This window comes from Caulobacter sp. (assembly GCF_035254145.1).
In the GTDB taxonomy this organism is placed as follows: domain Bacteria; phylum Pseudomonadota; class Alphaproteobacteria; order Caulobacterales; family Caulobacteraceae; genus Caulobacter.
This window is the reverse complement of the sequence record NZ_DATFAV010000105.1, coordinates 1-17,691: the sequence shown is the minus strand read 5'-3', so window position 1 is coordinate 17,691 and position 17,691 is coordinate 1. Positions and strand designations below refer to the sequence as shown.

The window sequence follows — 17,691 nt, the reverse complement described above, 5'->3', positions numbered from 1 at the left end:
GGCCGCCAGGGCGGCGAAAAGAGGTGCGCGCAGCTTCATGCCCCTAAGACGCCACCGCACCGTGGCGCTCTCCAGGCGCCGCAATGTCAAGCTTGTGGCCATCCCCATCCCGGGGAGGGCGCGGCTCGCCCATTTTCCTTTAGTTTCAAGGCGGCGGGCGCCGAAATGTGGTTTCGTTTTTAACACTCTGGTTCTAAGGAACACCCGCCTCCAGAGGTCTGACAATTGGCCGGCGAGGCCCCATATTTGTCCGGCGCCGATTTCGGCGCGTCCTCGAGGCGATAGACCCATGGCTCAATACGACGTCGTCATCATCGGTGGCGGTCCCGGCGGCTACAACGCCGCGATTCGCGCGGGCCAGCTGGGCCTGAAGACCGCGATCGTCGAGTCGCGCGGCAAGCTGGGCGGCACCTGCCTGAACGTCGGCTGCATGCCGTCCAAGGCCCTGCTGCACGCTTCGGAAATGTACGCGGCCGCGACCGGCCCCGAGTTCGCCAAGCTGGGCATCGAGGCCAAGCCGAAGCTGAATCTCGTGCAGATGATGGCGCAGAAGGCCGAGAGCGTCGAAGCCCTGACCAAGGGCGTCGAGTTCCTGATGAAGAAGAACAAGGTCGACTACCTGAAGGGCTGGGGCCGCATCGACGGGCCCGGCAAGGTGGTCGTGAAGGCCGAGGACGGTTCGGAAACCACCCTCGAGACCAAGAACATCGTGATCGCCACTGGCTCGGAGCCGACCCCGCTGCCGGGCGTGACGATCGACAACAAGCGGATCATCGACTCGACCGGCGCCCTGTCGCTGCCGGAAGTTCCCAAGAGCCTGGTCGTGGTCGGCGCCGGCGTCATCGGCCTGGAGCTGGGCTCGGTCTGGAAGCGCCTGGGCGCCGAAGTCACCGTCGTCGAGTTCCTGGACCGCATCCTGCCGGGCACCGACACTGAGGTCGCCAACGCCTTCCAGAAGATCCTGACCAAGCAGGGCTTCAAGTTCTCGCTGGGCGCCAAGGTCACCGGCGCGACCGCCTCGGCCAAGGGCGTCAAGCTGACCCACGAGCCGGTCGCCGGCGGCGCGGCCACGACGATCGAAGCCGACTACGTGCTGGTCGCCATCGGCCGTCGCCCGTTCACCCAAGGCCTGGGCCTGGAGACGGTCGGCATCACCCCCGATAAGCGCGGCATGATCGCCAACGACCACTTCAAGACCGGCGTCGCGGGCGTGTGGGTGATCGGCGACGTGACCTCGGGTCCGATGCTGGCCCACAAGGCAGAGGATGAGGGCGTGGCCTGCATCGAGCTGATCGCGGGCAAGGCCGGTCACGTCAACTACGACATCATCCCGGGCGTCATCTACACCAGCCCGGAAGTGGCCACGGTCGGCAAGACCGAGGACGATCTGAAGGCCGCGGGCGTCGCCTACAAGGTCGGCAAGTTCCCGTTCCTGGCCAACAGCCGCGCCAAGATCAACCACGAGACCGACGGCTTCGTGAAAATCCTGGCCGACGCCAAGACCGACCGCATCCTGGGCGCTCACGCCGTGGGCCCGAACGTCGGCGACATGATCGCCGAGGTCTGCGTGGCCATGGAGTTCGGCGGCGCCTCGGAAGACATCGCCCGCACCTGCCACCCGCACCCGACCCGCTCGGAGGCGATCCGCCAGGCGGCCATGGGCGTCGAGGGCTGGACGATGCAGGCCTGACGTTCTGAGCTAAAGTTGATATCGCGCCCGTTCGACCGGGCGTAAAGTGGCGGGGTTCTCACAAGGAGCCCCGCCATGTTTTTGTCCGGCCTGTTTCTGGCCGGCGCCTTGCAGGCGTCACCTGCCGTCGTCGACGCGTCCTTGGCGCCGTCCCGCGCCCCAGTGGCCGTTCCGTTCTCGCGCGCCCCCCGTATGGCGGGTCAGCGCCCGGCCTCGGAATGTCGCCAACGGGCGACCTTGGCGAGCAAGGACTCCGACGCCTCCGCCATGCCCCTGAATCGCATGCCCTGGGCGATGGGTGAGCGCGCCGTCATGCGGATGATCGACGGCTGTCCCGTTCGCACGCCGATCGTTCGGCGCGTCCCCAAGCCATGAAACAAAGAAAAAGCCCCGCCTTGAGGAAAGGCGGGGCCAAAGTCGTTTTGGGGAGGAGACGCCCGCCGCTCAGCGGGCGCTTACGCGTACTGAAACCTGTCTGAGCAGGACGCGCTGGGCTCGCGCGCCCCGCTCCAGGGCTTAGAATTCTTCCCAGTCCTCGGCCACGGCGGCCGGAGCGGCCGAGCCCTTGGCGAAGCTGGCCAACTTGGCCTGGGCGGCCGCGACCGGGTTGACGCCCGGACGAGCGGCGGCCGAGGCCAGGGCGGGACCCTTGGCCGGAGCCGGACGCGAGGCGGCCGGAGCCGCGGCGCGGGCCGTCGGACGCGAAGCCGACCGGGTGGTCGCCCCGCCCGCCGCGCCACCGACGCGGAAGCGGCTGATCATCTGCATCAGATTGCCGGCCTCGCCCTTCAGCGAGTGGCTGGCCGCGGTCGACTGCTCGACCATGGCGGCGTTCTGCTGGACGGTCTGGTCCATCTGGTTGACGGCGGCGTTGACCTGGTTGAGGCCGGTGGCCTGTTCCTGGCCCGAGGCGGCGATCTCGCTGACCAGGGCGTCGATCTCGCCGACCTTGACGACGATGGCCTGCAGGGCCTCGCCGGTCTGGCCGACCATGCTGACGCCTTGGTTCACTTGCTGGCTGGAGGTCGAGATCAGGGTCTTGATCTCCTTGGCCGCATCGGCCGAGCGCTGGGCCAGGGCCCGGACTTCCTGGGCGACGACGGCGAAGCCGCGACCGGCCTCGCCCGCGCGAGCGGCCTCGACCCCGGCGTTCAGAGCCAGCAGATTGGTCTGGAAGGCGATCTCGTCGATCACGCCGATGATCTGGCTGATCGATTGCGACGACTTCTCGATTTCGTTCATAGCGTCGACGGCGTTGCGGACCACGACGCTGGAGCGTTCGGCGTCGGCGCGGGTCGAGCCGACGACCTTGCTGGCCTCGTCGGCGCCGGCGGACGAGCGCTTCACCGTGGCGGTGATTTCGTCCAGGGCGGCGGCGGTCTCTTCCAGGCTGGCGGCTTGTTGCTCGCTGCGGCGCGACAGGTCGTCGGCGGCCGAGGCGATCTCGTCCGAACCCGCGCCGATGCTGTTGGCGGCGTGGACGATGGTGCCCATCGCCTCTTCCAACTGGGCGATAGCGCCGTTGAAGTCGTTCTGTAGGCGCTTGTAGGCCTCGGGGAATTCCTGGTCGACGCGGTAGGTCAGGTCGCCGTCCGACAGGCGGTTCAGGCCCGTGGCGATGGCTTCCATGACGAAGGCCTGTTCCTTGGCGGCGGCTTCGGCGATTTCCTGGTTGCGGCGACGCTCGGCTTCCGTCTCGGCGGTGGCGCGCTGCTGGGCGGCCTCGGCGGTGCGCAGGGCCACGGCGTTGTCCTTGAACACTTGGACCGAGCGGGCCATGGCGCCGACCTCGTCCTTGCGCTCGGCGCCCTTGACCTCGACGTCGACCGAGCCGTTGGCCAGGATGTCCATGGTCTTGGCGGTGGCGTTCAGCGGGGCGGCGATCTTCTTGGAGCCGATCCACAGGGCGAAGCCCAGGGCGGCGCCGGCCGAGAGGACGCCGAACAGCACCGAAACGATCGTGTTGGTGGAGGCTTGCTTGAAGGTGGCGGACACCATGGCGTCGGTCGCCTTGGCGTGGATCTCGACGAAGGTGTTCACGTCCTTGTTCAGACTGGCGATGTCCGGATCGATCACGGCCATGACCATGACCGCGGCCTCGTTGGCGTTCTGCAGGCCCAAATCCGCGCCTTGACGGGCGCTGGAATAGATCTTGTCCAGGCGGGCGCCGAAATCGGCGACGGCCTTGGCGGAGCCCGGGTCGGACGCTTTAAGCGCCGCCAGATACTTCTTGCCGTCCTTGTAGGCGGTGTCGATGTCGGCGCTGGCTTCCTTGGCCTCGACGGAGGCGCCGTCGTTCGACACCGTCCGATAGGCGGAGTAGCCGATGGCGGTGACCCGGCGATTGAAGCGGGCCGCCGCCAGTTCGGCCGGCGCGCGCTGTTCGACCAGCACGCGCGTCGCCTGCTCGGCCTGGCGCGACTGCCAGGTCCCCATGGCCACGATCGCCAGGGCGACCACGGTCAGGATAACGGCCGGCAGGGCCACCTTTGTGGAAATCTTCAGGTCGTCGAATTTCATCGGGGGCCTCCAGCGGCGCGCATCCCGTGCATGGCGGAAAGCACGTTTCTCGAGACCAAGAGCTCTGCCGGCCGTAAAATCGCGGTTAATTTCGCTGTATGGCGCGACCTGCGCGACAGTGTGTCGCACATAACCCCCACGGAAGGGCGGGGCTTTAAGCCTTGGGGTGCGCGGCCTGATAGGCGGCCAGCAGGCCGGCGGCGTCGACCTGGGTGTAGCGTTGCGTCGTCGACAGGGACGCGTGGCCCAGAAGATCCTGGATCGCGCGCAGGTCCGCCCCCGCGCCCAGCAGATGCGTGGCGAAGGCGTGACGGAAGGCGTGCGGCGTCACCCGGTCGGACAGGCCCAGCCGACCGCGCAGGGTCTGGACCAGGCCCTGGACATGGCGGGGGGAGAGGGGGCCGCCCCGCTTGGCCCGGAACAGCGGTTCGTCGGGCGACAGAACGAACGGCAGCTCGTCGACATAGACGGCGACAGCCTCGCGCACGGCGTCCAGAACCGGCGTGATCCTGGTCTTGCCGCCCTTGCCGGTGATGCGCAGCGCCGCGCCCAGCGGCGCGTCGGCCCAGGTCAGCGAAAGCGCCTCCGAGATCCGCAGACCGCAGCCCCACAGCAGGGTCAGCACCGCCTCGTCGCGGGCGGTCTCCCACGGTTCGCGCTCCACGTCGCCGGCGGCTTCGGCGATCAGGTCGCGGGCCTGGTCCTCGGAGACCGGCCGGGGCAGGCCGACCTTCAGGCGAGGGCCGCGCACCAGTCCGATGGCGGCGTTGGCCACGCCGTGGCGCTGGTCGACGTAGCGATGGAAGGCCCTGATCGAGGACAGGGCCTGGGAGATCGAGCGTGGGGCGAGGGCGTGTTCGCCCGCGCCTCGTTCCTGTCGGCGGAACGCGAGATAGCCGCGCAGGTCGGCGGCCGAGACATCGCCGAGCGCCGAGAGCGCCAGGGTTTCGCCACGATGGCCCTCGAGGAAGTTCAGATAGGCCAGGACGTTGTCGCCATAGGCGCGCACCGTGCGCGGCGAGGCCCGACGCTCGAGCGTCAGGTAGTCGAGCCAGGCGGCCAGGGCCTGGCGCGCGGTCATGGCACCGGCCAGCGTTCGGCCGTGCGCTCTATGACCCGGCCCAGGAAGTTGACCAGTTCGGTCCCCATGTCGGGGGCGAAGGCCTCCGGATCGGTCGAGCCGAAGGCGAGGACCGCTTCGCGGCGGGGCTCCCAGATGGCCATGCGAACCAGGGCCATGCTGCGGATCATCTCCATCTTGTCGCCGAACAGGGGCAGGGCGGGGGCGAAGAAGCCCATGCGGGCGATCGGCGCGTCGCCGAGCAGCATGTCGGCCTGACCCTCGGCCAGGGCGCGCCAGCCGGCGGGCACCCGGTGCGGCCCTTCCAGCGCCAGGGCGCCGGCGGCCAGGCCGAAGCGCAGGATCGACATCTCGTCGACGCGGCGGGCCAGGTCGGAATGGTTGCGGGCGTCGAGCATATCGATCACCGCCGCGTGCGTCTGGGCCTGGGCCGAATAGTTGGCGCGGGCGTTGGCCTCGATGGCTTGGCGGGCCAAGGCCTCGCGCTTGTGGGCGGCGGCGGCGCGGGCCAGGGCGGCGGGGCCGAAGTCCAGGATGTTGCTGGCGTCGACCTTGAGGCCCAGTTCGCCTAGCAGCGTCTCGTCCTGGCGAAGGAATTCCGGCTCCGTTCGCAGGAACGCCCGCACGCTTTCGGCGTCCATCGTCGGCTTTCGGGCCGCACGCGTCGGTTCGCTCATCACCTGTCCACCGTTCCTGCACTGAACGACCGATGAAGCCGCAATACGGTTAACGCGGCCTTGACGATCGCCGCGAAGGGCCTCTCGACCTGGGGACGGTTTCGCGGCAGAAGCTCTGAACCATGCCGCGTATCGCCTCCGTCCTGCTGCCGATGCCGTTGCCGGAGGCCTTCGACTACGCCGAGCCGGAGGGCCTGGACCTGGCCGTCGGCGACCACGTGGCCGTGCCCTTGGGACCTCGCGTGATTCGCGGCGTGGTCACCGCCCTGCGGGACGGGACCGGCGGCAACCGGCCCTTGAAGGCGGTGCTGGGCAAGGTGGCCGACCCGCCCCTGCCGCCCGGCGTGCTGACCTTCGTCGAATGGGCCGCACGCTACTCGGTCGACGTCCCAGGCTGGCCGCTGGCCATGGCCCTGCGCGGCCTGCGCCACCCGCCGCCCAAGCCCGACAAAGTGCTGGTTCTGACCGGCGTCCAGCCTACGCGCATGACCCCGGCCCGGATGAAGGCGCTGGCCGCCGCTCAGGGCGTGAAGCTTTCCGGCGCGGCCCTGGCCTCGGCCGCCGGCGTCTCGGCCGGAGTCGTCAAGGGCCTGGTCGACGAGGGGGCGCTGGCGGTCGATTTCGTCGAGCCCGAACGCGGCCTGCCGCAGCCGGATCTCTCCCTGCCTCCGCGCCAGTTGAACCCGGGCCAGGCCGCCTGCGTCGAGGTGCTGACCGAAATGCTGGACGCCGGCGGCTTCCAGGCGGCGCTGCTGGACGGGGTGACCGGCTCGGGCAAGACCGAGGTCTATCTGGAGGCGGTAGCCGAGGCGCTGAAGGACCCTGACGCCCAGGTCCTGGTGCTGCTGCCCGAGATCGCCCTGACCCAGGCGGTGATGGCTCGCTTCGAAGAGCGGTTCGGCGCTCTTCCGGCCGAGTGGCATTCGGGAGTCTCGCCCCCGCGCCGCCGCCAGGTCTGGGAGGCGGTCGCCAGCGGTAACGCGCGGATCGTCGTCGGCGCCCGCTCGGCCCTGTTCCTGCCCTTCCGCAAGCTGCGGCTGATCGTGGTCGACGAGGAGCACGACAGCTCGTTCAAGCAGGAGGAGGGCTTCATCTACCAGGCCCGGGACCTGGCCGTGGCGCGCGGAAAGATCGAGGGCGCCAGCGTGCTGCTGGCCTCGGCCACCCCGTCGCTGGAAAGTCTCTATAACGCCCAGACCGGCCGCTATCGCTGGCTGCGGCTGTCGGCGCGCCATGGAGCGGCGCAACTGCCCGACATCGGCCTGATCGACATGCGCCAGACGCCGCCCGAGCCCGGTCGCTGGCTGTCGCCGCCGTTGATCAAGGCGATGGCCGTGACCCTGCATCGCGGCGAGCAGGCCATGCTGTTCCTGAATCGGCGGGGCTATGCGCCGCTGGTCCTGTGCCGGGCCTGCGGCGAAAAGATGAAGTCGCCCGACACCGACAGCTGGCTGGTCGAGCACCGCTATACCGGGCGCCTGGTCTGTCACCTGACCGGCTTTTCGATGAAGAAGCCCGAAGCCTGCCCACACTGCGGAGCCAAGGACTCGCTAGTGTCGATCGGCCCGGGGGTGGAGCGGGTCGAGGAGGAGGCGCGGCACCTTTTCCCCGAGGCGCGGGTGGCGGTGTTCTCGTCAGACACGGTGATGGACGCCGAAGGGGCCAAGGCCCTGGTGGCCAGCATGGCCGCCGGCGAGATCGACATACTGGTCGCCACCCAGGCCGCGGCCAAGGGGCACAACTTCCCGAACCTGACCCTGGTGGGCGTGGTCGACGCCGACCTGTCCTTGCGGGGCGGCGATCTGCGGGCGGGCGAGCGGACCTTCCAGCTGCTGGCCCAGGCGGCGGGGCGGGCGGGTCGTCACGAGAAGCCCGGCCGCGCCCTGCTGCAGACCTACGCGCCCGACCACGCGGTGATGCAGGCCCTGGCCGCCCAGGACCGCGACGCCTTCGTCGAGGCCGAGATGGCTATGCGCCAGGAGGCTGGCTTGCCGCCGTTCGGCCGGCTGGCGGCGCTAATTGCGTCCGGGCCGGACGCCGCCGCCCTCGAGGCCTATGTCGAGGCCCTGGCCGCCGTCATTCCCAACGCCGAGGGGGTGGAGGTGTTCGGGCCGGCCGACGCGCCGCTGGCCCTGGTGCGCGGTCGCCGCCGCAAGCGGTTCCTGGTGCGCGCCGAGCGCAATGTGGACCTGCAGGGCTTCATGGCGGCCTGGCGGGCGCGGACCAAGATCCCGAACTCGGTCCGCGTGGTCATCGACATCGACCCCTACAGCTTCCTGTAATCCTCCCCGCTGTGGAGAGGAGCCTAGCTGTTCGTCGGCTCGGCCTTATTCAGCACCGGCGCGTCGCCGATCGGCTGGCGCGAGCGCAGGGGCAAGGCGGGGATGAACAGGATGGTCAGCAGGCCAAGAGCAATCACCGCCAGAGCCGCGATCATCACCCCGCTGACCGCGTCGACCAGGGCCGCCTGCAGCACCGGGTCGGCGTGGGCCGCCTGGCCTCGGGCGGCGGCCTTGACGGCCATGCCCTCCAGCGCGCCGAGATCCAGCCCGCCGCCGGGCAGACCGGCCAGCCGCGCCGTCAGCAGGGCGCCGGCCAGGGCCGCTCCGACCGTCGAGCCGATCTGACGGAAGAACTGGTTGGAGCTGGTCGCCACGCCGATGTCGCGCGGATCGACGGCGTTCTGGGTGGCGATGTTGAACAGGCTCTGACCCGGCCCCAGGCCCAGCCCCACGAAGGCCAGCAGCACACAGAGCAGCGCCAGGCCGTGGATCTTCGAAAGATCGTGCAGCAGGAAGACCGACAGCAGCAGGATGGCCGCGCCGCCGATCATCAGCGGCTTGTATTGGCCGGTCCGGGTCACCAGCTGGCCGGCGACCGTGCTGCCCAGGATCAGCCCGGCCATCAGCGGCAGCATGGTCATGCCGCTGACCGTGGCCGCCACGCCGCGGCCCAGCTGCAGGTACAGCGGCAGGAACATCACCACGCCCATGAACGCCATGGAGATCAGGAAGCCAGCCAGGTTGGCGGTGGTGAACACTCGGTTCCGGAACAGGTGCATCGGCAGGATCGGGTTGGACACCTTGGTCTCGGCGACCACGAAGGCGACCAATGACATGGCGGCGAGGGCGAACAGCGCGAGGCTCTCGGGCGAGGTCCAGGCGAAGTTGTGGCCGCCCAGGCTGAGTGCCAGCAGCATCGGCACGAAGGCGCAGATCAGCAGGGCTGCGCCCAGAAAATCGATCCGCCCGGCCTGGCGGTGCTCTAGGGGCGGCATCTTGACGATGACCATGAACAGGGAGAGCAGGCTGAGCGGCAGGTTGACGTAGAACACCCAGCGCCAGCCGGCGACCGTGTGGGTCCCGACCTGCACCGTGCCGTGGTCAGTGAAATAGCCGCCGATGATCGGACCCAGCACGCTGGCCAGGCCGAACACCGAGCCGAAGATCCCGGCGAACTTGCCCCGCTCGCGCGGGGGGTAGAGGTCGGCGATGATGGCGAAGGCGGTGGTGAACAGCGCCCCGCCGCCGATCCCCTGCAGGGCCCGGAAGACGATCAGCTGCACCATGCCCGGCACGCCCAGCAGCGTGCCGAACTCTCCCGACAGCCCCGACAGCCAGGACCCGGCCAGAAAGATCGAGATGCCGCTGATCAGCACCGGCTTGCGCCCGAAGATGTCGCCCAGCTTGCCCCAGATCGGCACCATGACCGTGGAGGTCAGCAGATAGGCCGTGGTCACCCACGAATAGAGATTGAGGCCGTTCAGCTCGGAGATGATCCGCGGCATGGCCGTGGATACGATGGTCTGATCCAGCGCGCTGAGCAGGAAGACGATCATCAGCGCCGCCAGGGTCAGGCGGCGCTCGGCGTCGGTAAAGGTTTGCGGGGTCATCTGGGCCTTGGAAGCGTGACAGCCGGTATCGCCGACTATCACGCTCCAAACCTCGGCAGTAGACCGCGCGTTTCGACTAGCCTTCTTTCTTGGTCGTCCGCTTGCGGGCCAGCATGTTCAGCCCTTCGACGCCGGCCGAGAAGGCCATGGCGGTGTAGATGTAGCCCTTGGGCACGTGCGCGCCGAAGCCTTCGGCGATCAGGACCGTGCCGATCATCAAGAGGAAGCCAAGGGCCAGCATCACCACGGTCGGGTTGTCGTTGATGAAGTTGGCCAGCGGGTCGGCCGCCAGCAGCATGGCGGCGACGGCGATGACCACCGCGGCGATCATGATCGGCAGGTGGTCGGTCATGCCGACCGCCGTCAGGATCGAGTCGATCGAGAACACCAGGTCCAGAAGGATGATCTGGACGATGGCCGCGCCGACGTTGGAGATCACGACGGAGGCCTTGTCCTTTTCCAGCATCTCGTCGCCCTTGCCGGGGTCGACGCTGTGGTGGATCTCCTTGGTCGCCTTCCAGATCAGGAAGACGCCGCCGGCGATCAGGATCAGGTCGCGCCACGAGAACGCGGTCTCGAAGCCCGGCTCGCCGTGCGTCCCTGCCGGACCCGCGATGCCCAGGTCGAACACCGGCGCGGTCAGACCGACGATGAAGGCGATGGTCGACAGCAGCACCAGGCGCATGATCAGCGCCAGGGAAATGCCGATCCGACGCACCCTCTGGCGGTGAGCCTCCGGCAGCTTGTTGGACAGAATTGAGATGAAGACGAGGTTGTCGATCCCTAGGACGACTTCCATGACGACAAGCGTGACCAACGCGGCCCAGGCGGCTGGGTCGGCGAGCAAGCTGATTATTTCGTTCATCTATCCCCACGAAGGATGTGGCTCCGCGCCTCCCCGCGCGAAACCGCCTAACGAAGAGAAATGGGGGCGACCTAGGTTCTTGTCGAGAGCCGGTCGGCGAAATCGGCGGCGGATAGGGGCGGCGATCGGAAAGGGCGGGCGCCGCGTTCGTGGGCAGGGCCAGCGCGCGGCCGCTCAAATTGGCGCCGCGGTTTTTGCCACCAATTCATCCACATGTTTGAGAGTCTCTTCGCGGCCCGCTGGGGGTCTGGATCGACCTAGATGTTCGCCAGTCCGGCTGAGATCAGAAGTCGATTCTCCAGGATATGTTGATCGGCCATTTCAGGAATGAAGAACGCCGGATTCCAACTCTGAATAACCGGCGTGACAAACCGCCGCCGTTCGTCTGAATATTGATTAGCGTCGCCTTTACGGCAGCGTATTCGAAAAGGCCCTATGTCAGGGCGACAGGCTCTCTCCAGGCGATGAAGTCTTGGGGCTGGGGTGCGAAATGGCGCCGCTTGGTTGCCGCCTCCGCGGCATTAAGGCTCTTTTCACACGTCTCGGGCAGGGTTATCCCTTAGCCAGTGACGCGGGGGAGTACCCAGAGCATGAGGAAACGGACGAGGGCCCTTTTGGGTTCCCTGGCCGCTGCCGCCATGATCAGCCTGGCGCCGGCGGCGGCTAACGCCGACGGCTACTGGCAGTGCGTTCCGTTCGCGCGTCTCATGTCCGGCATCCAGATCTTTGGCGACGCTCGCACCTGGTGGTCGCAAGCGGCCGGCAAGTACGACACTGGATCGGTGCCGAAGATCGGCTCGGTTCTTTCCTTCAAGCCTACCGCTCGCATGAATCTCGGCCACGTGGCTTTCGTAAGCCAGGTGCTGACCGATCGGGTGATCCAGGTCACCCACGCCAACTGGTCGATCATCGAGGGCGACCGCGGCCAGATCGAACAGGACGTCACCGTCGTCGACGTCTCGCCCAACGGGGACTGGACGCAGGTCAAGGTCTGGTACGATCCGATCCGCGACCTGGGCACGACGGTCTATCCGACCAACGGCTTCATCTATCAGGACGCCCAGGCGATGAAGATCGCCGTGGCCACCAGCAAGATCGCCATGGCTCAGAACGCCGTGGTGTCGGCCGCCAAGCAGGCCGCCAATCAGGTGGCTTCGTCGGTTCGTTCCTCGCCGCTGGACATCATCAGCCAGGCCGCCGACTCGACCGACCGGATCGCCGCTCTGATCGAGGCCGCGACCGGCGGTGGTTCGTCGGGCGACAACGCCAACAAGCAGAACCCGCCGCGTTGACCTGAAGCTTGGGTCGGGGCACACCCGACCCGTAGCTAGGATGCGCGCATGCTCAGAATCCTCCGTCACGGCGCTCCGGGCTTCGAAGCCGGGGGCCTGTCGCCCGACTGGCGCGTGCCCGCCGACGCGGTCTGGATCGAGCTGGTCGATCCCACCCGCGCCGAAGAGGTCGCCGTCGAGCAGTCGATCGGCCTGCTTTTGCCCACGCGCGAGGAGATGGCCGAGATCGAGGCCTCCTCACGCCTCTACCAGGAGGACGGCGGTACGTTCATGACCGCCACGGTGCTGGTCAACGCCGACGGCGACCTGCCGACCGCCGCGCCGGTAACCTTCGTCCTGGCGGGCGCGCGCCTGGTCACCATTCGCTATGTCGAGCCGCGCGCCTTTTCGGTGTTCGCCGCTCAGGCGGAGCGCCAGCCCAGCCTGTGCCCCAACGGCCTGCAGACCTTCCTGGGGTTGCTGGACGCCATCGTCGACCGGACCGCCGACATCCTCGAGCGCACCGCCGCCGAGGTCGAGGTGCAGTCGCGCGCCATCTTCAGCCGCCCGCGCGGCGTGGCCTTCGAACAGATCCTCAACCGCTTGGGCCGGGCGCAGAACATCAATTCCAAGGCTCGCGACAGCCTGGTCAGCCTGGCGCGGCTGATCAGCTTCGCGGCCCTGGCCGAGCAGTTCGACGGCGAGCGGGAGCTTCGCGACCATCTCAAGTCGCTGCAGCGCGACGTCCAGTCGATCACCGACCACTCCAGCTACCTGGCCGGCAACATCACCTTCCTGCTCGACGCGGCCCTGGGGCTGATCAACATCGAGCAGAACTCGATCTTCAAGGTGTTCTCGGTCTTCTCGGTGATCTTCCTGCCGCCCACCCTGATCGCCGGGATCTACGGCATGAACTTCGAGCACATGCCCGAACTGCGCTGGATGGAAGGTTATCCGATGGCCGTGGCCCTGATGGTGTTCGCCGCCGGCGCGCCGTTGCTGTGGTTCAAGCGCAAGGGCTGGCTGTAGAGCGGCGCGACTTTCTGTCGCGGTTCTGAACCTTTGCTTAAAGCTGACGTGGCAGACTGAACGCTGTTCTCGCTTCCCCGAAAAAGCAATCTCGCCAACCGCACGATGCCTCCCGCGTCTTCACGACCGAGTCTGATCCGCAGTCTTCACGCCTCGGTAGTGCGCGAGGCGGTGGAAGCGCATGGCCGTTACCTGAAGGGACTGCCAGCCGGCCGTCGGGCGGTGCTGTCCTACGTCAACCTGAACAACTACGAGCTCGACGGCGCCGACCTTTCCGAGGCCGACCTGACGGGCGCGTTGCTCGGCGGGGCGTCGCTGCGCGGGGCCAAGCTGGTGCGCGCGACGCTCTATGGCGCCGACCTGCGCGACGCCGACATGCGCGAGGCCAATCTGTCGCGTTGCGACATGCGCGGAGCCTGCCTGCGCGGCGCCAATCTGGGCGGGGCCGACCTGTCGGGCTGCGACCTGCGCGAGGGCCTGACCGCCGTCCAGGACGACGACAAGGGCCTGCGCATCCTGGAGCATTCCAAGCGACCGGGCGAGCTGGACTACGCCATGCTGCAGGGCGCCAACCTGTCGGGCGCGCAGATGTCCGGCGCCTTCGCTCGCAAGGCCGACTTCACCGACGCCGACCTCTCCAACGTCAGCCTGCAGGGCGCCAAGCTGGCCAACGCCTGCCTGGATGGGGCCGACCTCACCGGGGCCAACCTGCACAACGCCGAGATGACCAATGTCTCGCTGCGCCGGGCCGTGATGGTCGGCGTCGACGTCAGCGGCGCGGACCTGACCGCCGCCGACCTGACCGACGTGCTGCGGGCACCGCCGCCGATCGTCTATATCGACGACCTGCCCCTGAACGAGGTGATCGAGGCGCACGAGCTGTTCTGCCGGTCGGACGGCCGCGAGGGCAAGGCCGCCCGCGCCTCGTCCGTCGACTTCCGCCCCCTCAAGCGCCTCAAGGAGCGCCGCCTCAGCGGCCTCTACGCGCCGGAGGCGGTGTTCTTCGGCATGGACCTGGAAGGGGCGCATCTGCAGGGCGCCAACCTGGCCGGCGCCGATCTGCGCGGGACCAAGCTGCGCGGTGCGGATCTGCGCGGCGCGCGCCTGGTCGGCGCTCAGCTGGCGCGCGCGGATCTCTCCAACGCCAAACTGGGTCCTCTGAAGATCGCCGAGGATCGGGTCCTGCGCACCGACCTGACCCGCGCGGTGTTGCGCGGCGCTAACCTGCGGGGCGCCAGCGCCCCGCGCGCGCGGCTGATCGAGGCCGACCTCGACCGGGCCAAGATGGACGGGGCGGACCTGCGCGGCGCCGAGCTTCCGCCGGGAACGGCTTCGCGATCCTGACAGGCTCTTGCGACAAGCGCCGGCCTCGGTGTTGATGGTCGCAACTCGCTGGAGCTCTCGATGTCGCCCAAGTCCTGGATCGCCGCCGCCGTCGGCGCGCTGACGTTCGCATCCTTCCCCGTCCTCGGCGGCGCCGCGCACGCGGCCGCGCCGCAGTTCAAGCCCGTCGCCTGCGTCGGCGACTACAAGGGCGTCGACCTGAAGGTCCGTTGCGGAAACCTGATCGTCGACGAAACCCGGGGCGATCCCAAGAGCCGGCGGATCAAGGTGGCCGTGGCCATCGTCAGCGCGTCCGCGCCCAAGGCCGGCCTGCCGCCGGTGGTCTATCTGCACGGCGGTCCGGGCGGCTCGGCCCTGAAGGCCCTGCCGCGCATGCTCAAGAGCAAGGCCTCGCGCGAGTACGTCGCCATCGACCAGGACTGGATCTTCATCGACCAGCGCGGCGGTGGTCTGTCCGACCCGAACCTGGACTGCCCCGGAACCAACCTGACCGACGCGGGGCCGCCTTCGGACAAGGACGCGCAAGGCATCGTCGCCTGCCTCAAGGCCTTCCAGGCCAAGGGCGTGAATCTGTCGCGCTACAACGCCGTGGAGGTCGCCCAGGACGTCCAGGACCTGCGCAAGGTCCTGAACCTGCCGCTGATCGACCTGTTCGGCGGTTCGTACGGCACGCGGATCGAGGCCGCGATCCAGACCCACGCGCCGCGGGGCGTTCGCGCGGTGGTCCAGGACTCGCCCTGGCCGCCGGAGGCTGACTGGACCGTCGGCGGGCCGGCCATGGTCTCCAGCTCGATCGACATCGTCATGGCCAAGTGCGCGGTCGTGGCCGAGTGCGCCCAGCGCTATCCCGACTTGAAGGCCAAGCTGGCCGTGGTCGCCGAGCGCTTCCTGGCCGGCCCGCAGACCGTGGGCGGCAAGACCTACACGGCCGACGACCTGGGCGGCTACCTGATGGACGCCAGCTACTTCACCGCCGGCGTGCTGCCGCGCGACCTGTGGAAGATCATTCAGGGCGACCTGTCGCCGGTCCAGGACTTCGTCGAGAGCCGCGACTACTACAGCGAAGGCCAGTTCATGACCCACCTGTGCAAGGAGGAGATCCCGTTCGAGGCGAGGGCGGACGTGGCCAAGGGCACGGAGAGCGATCCCGTCGCCCGCCTGATGGTGGTGTCGATGCAGCGCCTCCACGATGTCTGCGCCGGAATCGACGTCGGCGCGATCTCCAAGGTCGAACAGCAACCGGTCAAGACCGCCATCCCGACCCTGTTCCTGGCCGCCGAGATCGACCCCGGCTGCCCGCCGGAACTGACCCGCGCCGCGTCCAAGGGCTATCAGGGCTCGCAAGTGGTGATCGTCACCAACGCCACCCATGGCGTCTCGCGCAGCAGCCCCTGCGTACGGAAGATGATCCGGAGCTTCTTCGAAGATCCGACCAAGCCCGTGGACCGCGGCTGCCTGCCGGCGGCGGATGAGGCGATGAAGTTTACTTACAACTGAGTTTCCTTCTCCCCTTGTGGGAGAAGGTGTCGGCGCAGCCGACGGATGAGGGGTTTCTCGGCGGCGTCGCGCGACCCCTCACCCGGCCCTGCGGGCCACCCTCTCCCGCAAGGGGAGAGGGATTTCTGGGTCTCACATCTTCTTTTTCAGCGGCAGCAGGTCCGGATAGACCGCATCCCGCTTCTGGGCCTTGGCGGTGAAGGCCTCGGCCATGTGCGCGCCCGAGAACATTCCCGTCTGCCAGGTGGCGATGTAGTCCAGGCTATCGGCGATGGTGTGGTCGCGGGCGTAGTTGATCATCACCTTGCTGCCGGCCACGGCCAGGGGCGATTTCTCGGCGATCTCGCGGGCGGTGGCCAGGGCGTGGGCGACCAGGGCCTCGTGGGTGTCGAACACCTCGTTGACCAAGCCGATCTCCCGCGCCCGCGCCGCCGGCAGGCGGCGGCCGGTATAGGCCAGCTCGCGCACCCAGCCTTCCGGGATCAGCTTGCACAGCCGCGGGAAGGTGCCGACGTCGGCGGTCATGCCGATATTGATCTCCTGGATCGCGAAGAAGGCGTCGGCGGTGGCGTAGCGGATGTCGCAGGCGCTGACGAAGTCCACCGCCCCGCCGATGCAGCCGCCCTGAATGGCGACGATCACTGGCATCCGGGCCTTGTCCAGGCAGGTGAAGCTGTCCTGAAGCAAGTGCACGAAGCGGCGGAAGCTCTCACCGGCCACATGGCGGTCGGCGTCGACGCGCGCGGTGACGCCCTCGTCGTCGGTGAACACCGAAAGATCCATGCCGGCGCTGAAATGTTTGCCGGTCGAGGAGATGACGATGCAGCGGGCCAATGCATTGTCGTCGATATTTCGCACAATGGCCGGCAGTTCATTCCAGAACGGCCGGGTCATGGTGTTCATGGCCTCGGGCCGCTTCAACTGGATGTGCGCGACGCCGGCCTCGATCTCGACCTCGAAACAGCTATACTCCGCCTGATCGTGGCTGCTCATGCCGGCCTCCCTTATCGATGATAACCGACTATCGGCCGGTCGGCGCGCGGCGACAACATTGACCCTAGGGAAGAAAACGACATGAACGCGCGCAAGATGTCTTCGGGCTTCGCCGCCGCCGTGCTGGCGGTGTCTGGCCTGATCGCCACGCCGGCGCCGGCCCTGGCCCAGTCGCGACCGTTGGGCGGCCTCTTTTCCTGCGAGGGCTCGGGCAAGAAGCAGGAGGGCGGCGCCCTGATCGGCGCGGCCGCCGGCGCCCTGCTGGGCCGAAACCTGGCCAAGAACGAAAAGACCCTGGGCACGCTGATCGGCGCGGCCGCCGGGGCGGCGGCGGGCTCCTACATCGGTTGCCGCATGCAGTCGACCGACGCGGCCCTGGCCGAGCAAGCCACCAAGAAGGCGCTGGAAACCGGCGTCGCCCAGAGCTGGTACAACAAGCGCACCGGCAATTCCGGCCGCGTCAGCGTGGCCTCGTCCAGCTATGGCCCGCCGATCGACAGCCGCAACATCCGTTTCGCGCCGGGCGTCCAGGCCCTGCCCAGCTACGAGGCCGCCGGCGGCGCCTATGTCGCCGGATCGACCGCCAACCTGCGCGCCGGACCGTCGACGCGGGCGGCGGTGGTCGGCAAACTGGCGGCGGGCGAGACCTTCGACGCCCTGGGTCTCGCGCCGGCCGGCGGCTGGGTGCTGGTGGGGCGTGGCGGCGAGGGCGTCGGCTACGCGTCCGCCTCGTTAGTGCGGCCATCGGGCCAAGCGGTCGCCAGCTGCCGGGTGATCGACGCCTCGGTCTCGGGCGGCGGGCGCGGGACCACCAGCCAGCGCTACAGCGCCT

The 17,691-nt window shown here is 68.4% G+C and carries 14 protein-coding genes; 8 read left to right on the top strand and 6 right to left on the bottom strand.

The features are described 5' to 3' along the window. Positions 1-289: 289 nt before the first annotated feature. Positions 290-1,690, top strand: a complete 1,401-nt coding sequence (lpdA, locus tag VJ655_RS06095; protein ID WP_324110175.1) for a dihydrolipoyl dehydrogenase — start codon at positions 290-292, stop codon at positions 1,688-1,690. A 75-nt stretch (positions 1,691-1,765) separates the two neighbouring features. After that, positions 1,766-2,065: a hypothetical protein gene (locus tag VJ655_RS06090; protein WP_324110174.1), complete on the top strand. Its 300-nt coding sequence runs from the start codon at positions 1,766-1,768 to the stop codon at positions 2,063-2,065. A 141-nt stretch (positions 2,066-2,206) separates the two neighbouring features. Here VJ655_RS06090 and VJ655_RS06085 read toward each other — a convergent pair whose 3' ends face one another. The 3 genes from VJ655_RS06085 to VJ655_RS06075 all read right to left on the bottom strand — a co-directional run bounded on the left by VJ655_RS06085 (position 2,207) and on the right by VJ655_RS06075 (position 5,968). Further along, positions 2,207-4,210, bottom strand: a complete 2,004-nt coding sequence (locus VJ655_RS06085; protein ID WP_324110173.1) for a methyl-accepting chemotaxis protein — start codon at positions 4,208-4,210, stop codon at positions 2,207-2,209. Positions 4,211-4,364: 154 nt separating this feature from the next. Continuing rightward, on the bottom strand, positions 4,365-5,291 hold the full coding sequence (locus VJ655_RS06080; RefSeq protein WP_324110172.1) for a tyrosine recombinase XerC: 927 nt from the start codon (positions 5,289-5,291) through the stop codon (positions 4,365-4,367). Then, positions 5,288-5,968, bottom strand: a complete 681-nt coding sequence (locus VJ655_RS06075) for a DUF484 family protein (RefSeq protein ID WP_324110170.1) — start codon at positions 5,966-5,968, stop codon at positions 5,288-5,290. The genes VJ655_RS06080 and VJ655_RS06075 overlap by 4 nt, the downstream gene beginning before the upstream one ends. Before the next feature lie 122 nt (positions 5,969-6,090). On the opposite strand from VJ655_RS06075, the gene VJ655_RS06070 reads away from it, so the two are divergent. Then, positions 6,091-8,250, top strand: a complete 2,160-nt coding sequence (locus VJ655_RS06070) for a primosomal protein N' (protein WP_324110169.1) — start codon at positions 6,091-6,093, stop codon at positions 8,248-8,250. A gap of 23 nt (positions 8,251-8,273) precedes the next feature. Here the strand turns inward: VJ655_RS06070 and VJ655_RS06065 are convergent, their stop codons facing one another. Together VJ655_RS06065 and VJ655_RS06060 are read right to left on the bottom strand one after the other, a co-directional pair. Next, positions 8,274-9,860 carry an MDR family MFS transporter gene (locus VJ655_RS06065; RefSeq protein WP_324110168.1) on the bottom strand — a complete coding sequence of 529 codons (1,587 nt, stop codon included), beginning with the start codon at positions 9,858-9,860 and terminating at the stop codon, positions 8,274-8,276. 76 nt (positions 9,861-9,936) lie between these two features. Continuing rightward, the gene (locus tag VJ655_RS06060) at positions 9,937-10,725 is read right to left on the bottom strand and encodes a TerC family protein (protein ID WP_324110167.1); all 789 of its coding nucleotides are present in this window, start codon (positions 10,723-10,725) and stop codon (positions 9,937-9,939) included. 590 nt (positions 10,726-11,315) lie between these two features. On the opposite strand from VJ655_RS06060, the gene VJ655_RS06055 reads away from it, so the two are divergent. From VJ655_RS06055 to VJ655_RS06040, 4 genes are all read left to right on the top strand, one after another. Continuing rightward, entirely contained in the window at positions 11,316-12,017 is a 702-nt protein-coding gene (locus VJ655_RS06055; RefSeq protein ID WP_324110166.1) for a CHAP domain-containing protein, read from the top strand. A 48-nt stretch (positions 12,018-12,065) separates the two neighbouring features. Then, the gene (locus tag VJ655_RS06050; RefSeq protein ID WP_324110165.1) at positions 12,066-13,025 is read left to right on the top strand and encodes a magnesium transporter CorA family protein; all 960 of its coding nucleotides are present in this window, start codon (positions 12,066-12,068) and stop codon (positions 13,023-13,025) included. 105 nt (positions 13,026-13,130) lie between these two features. Next, a complete protein-coding gene (locus VJ655_RS06045) occupies positions 13,131-14,369 on the top strand; it encodes a pentapeptide repeat-containing protein (RefSeq protein WP_324110164.1) in 1,239 nt (412 codons plus the stop codon). A 60-nt stretch (positions 14,370-14,429) separates the two neighbouring features. Then, positions 14,430-15,866, top strand: coding sequence for an alpha/beta hydrolase (locus tag VJ655_RS06040; RefSeq protein WP_324110163.1), 1,437 nt, complete (start codon positions 14,430-14,432; stop codon positions 15,864-15,866). Between the two features lie 132 nt (positions 15,867-15,998). Here the strand turns inward: VJ655_RS06040 and VJ655_RS06035 are convergent, their stop codons facing one another. After that, positions 15,999-16,859 (bottom strand): crotonase/enoyl-CoA hydratase family protein, encoded by an 861-nt coding sequence (locus VJ655_RS06035; protein ID WP_324110161.1) that lies wholly within the window; start codon positions 16,857-16,859, stop codon positions 15,999-16,001. Positions 16,860-16,955: 96 nt separating this feature from the next. Here VJ655_RS06035 and VJ655_RS06030 point away from each other — a divergent pair. Continuing rightward, positions 16,956-17,691: SH3 domain-containing protein (locus VJ655_RS06030; RefSeq protein WP_324110176.1), on the top strand; the 736-nt coding region annotated here is incomplete at its 3' end.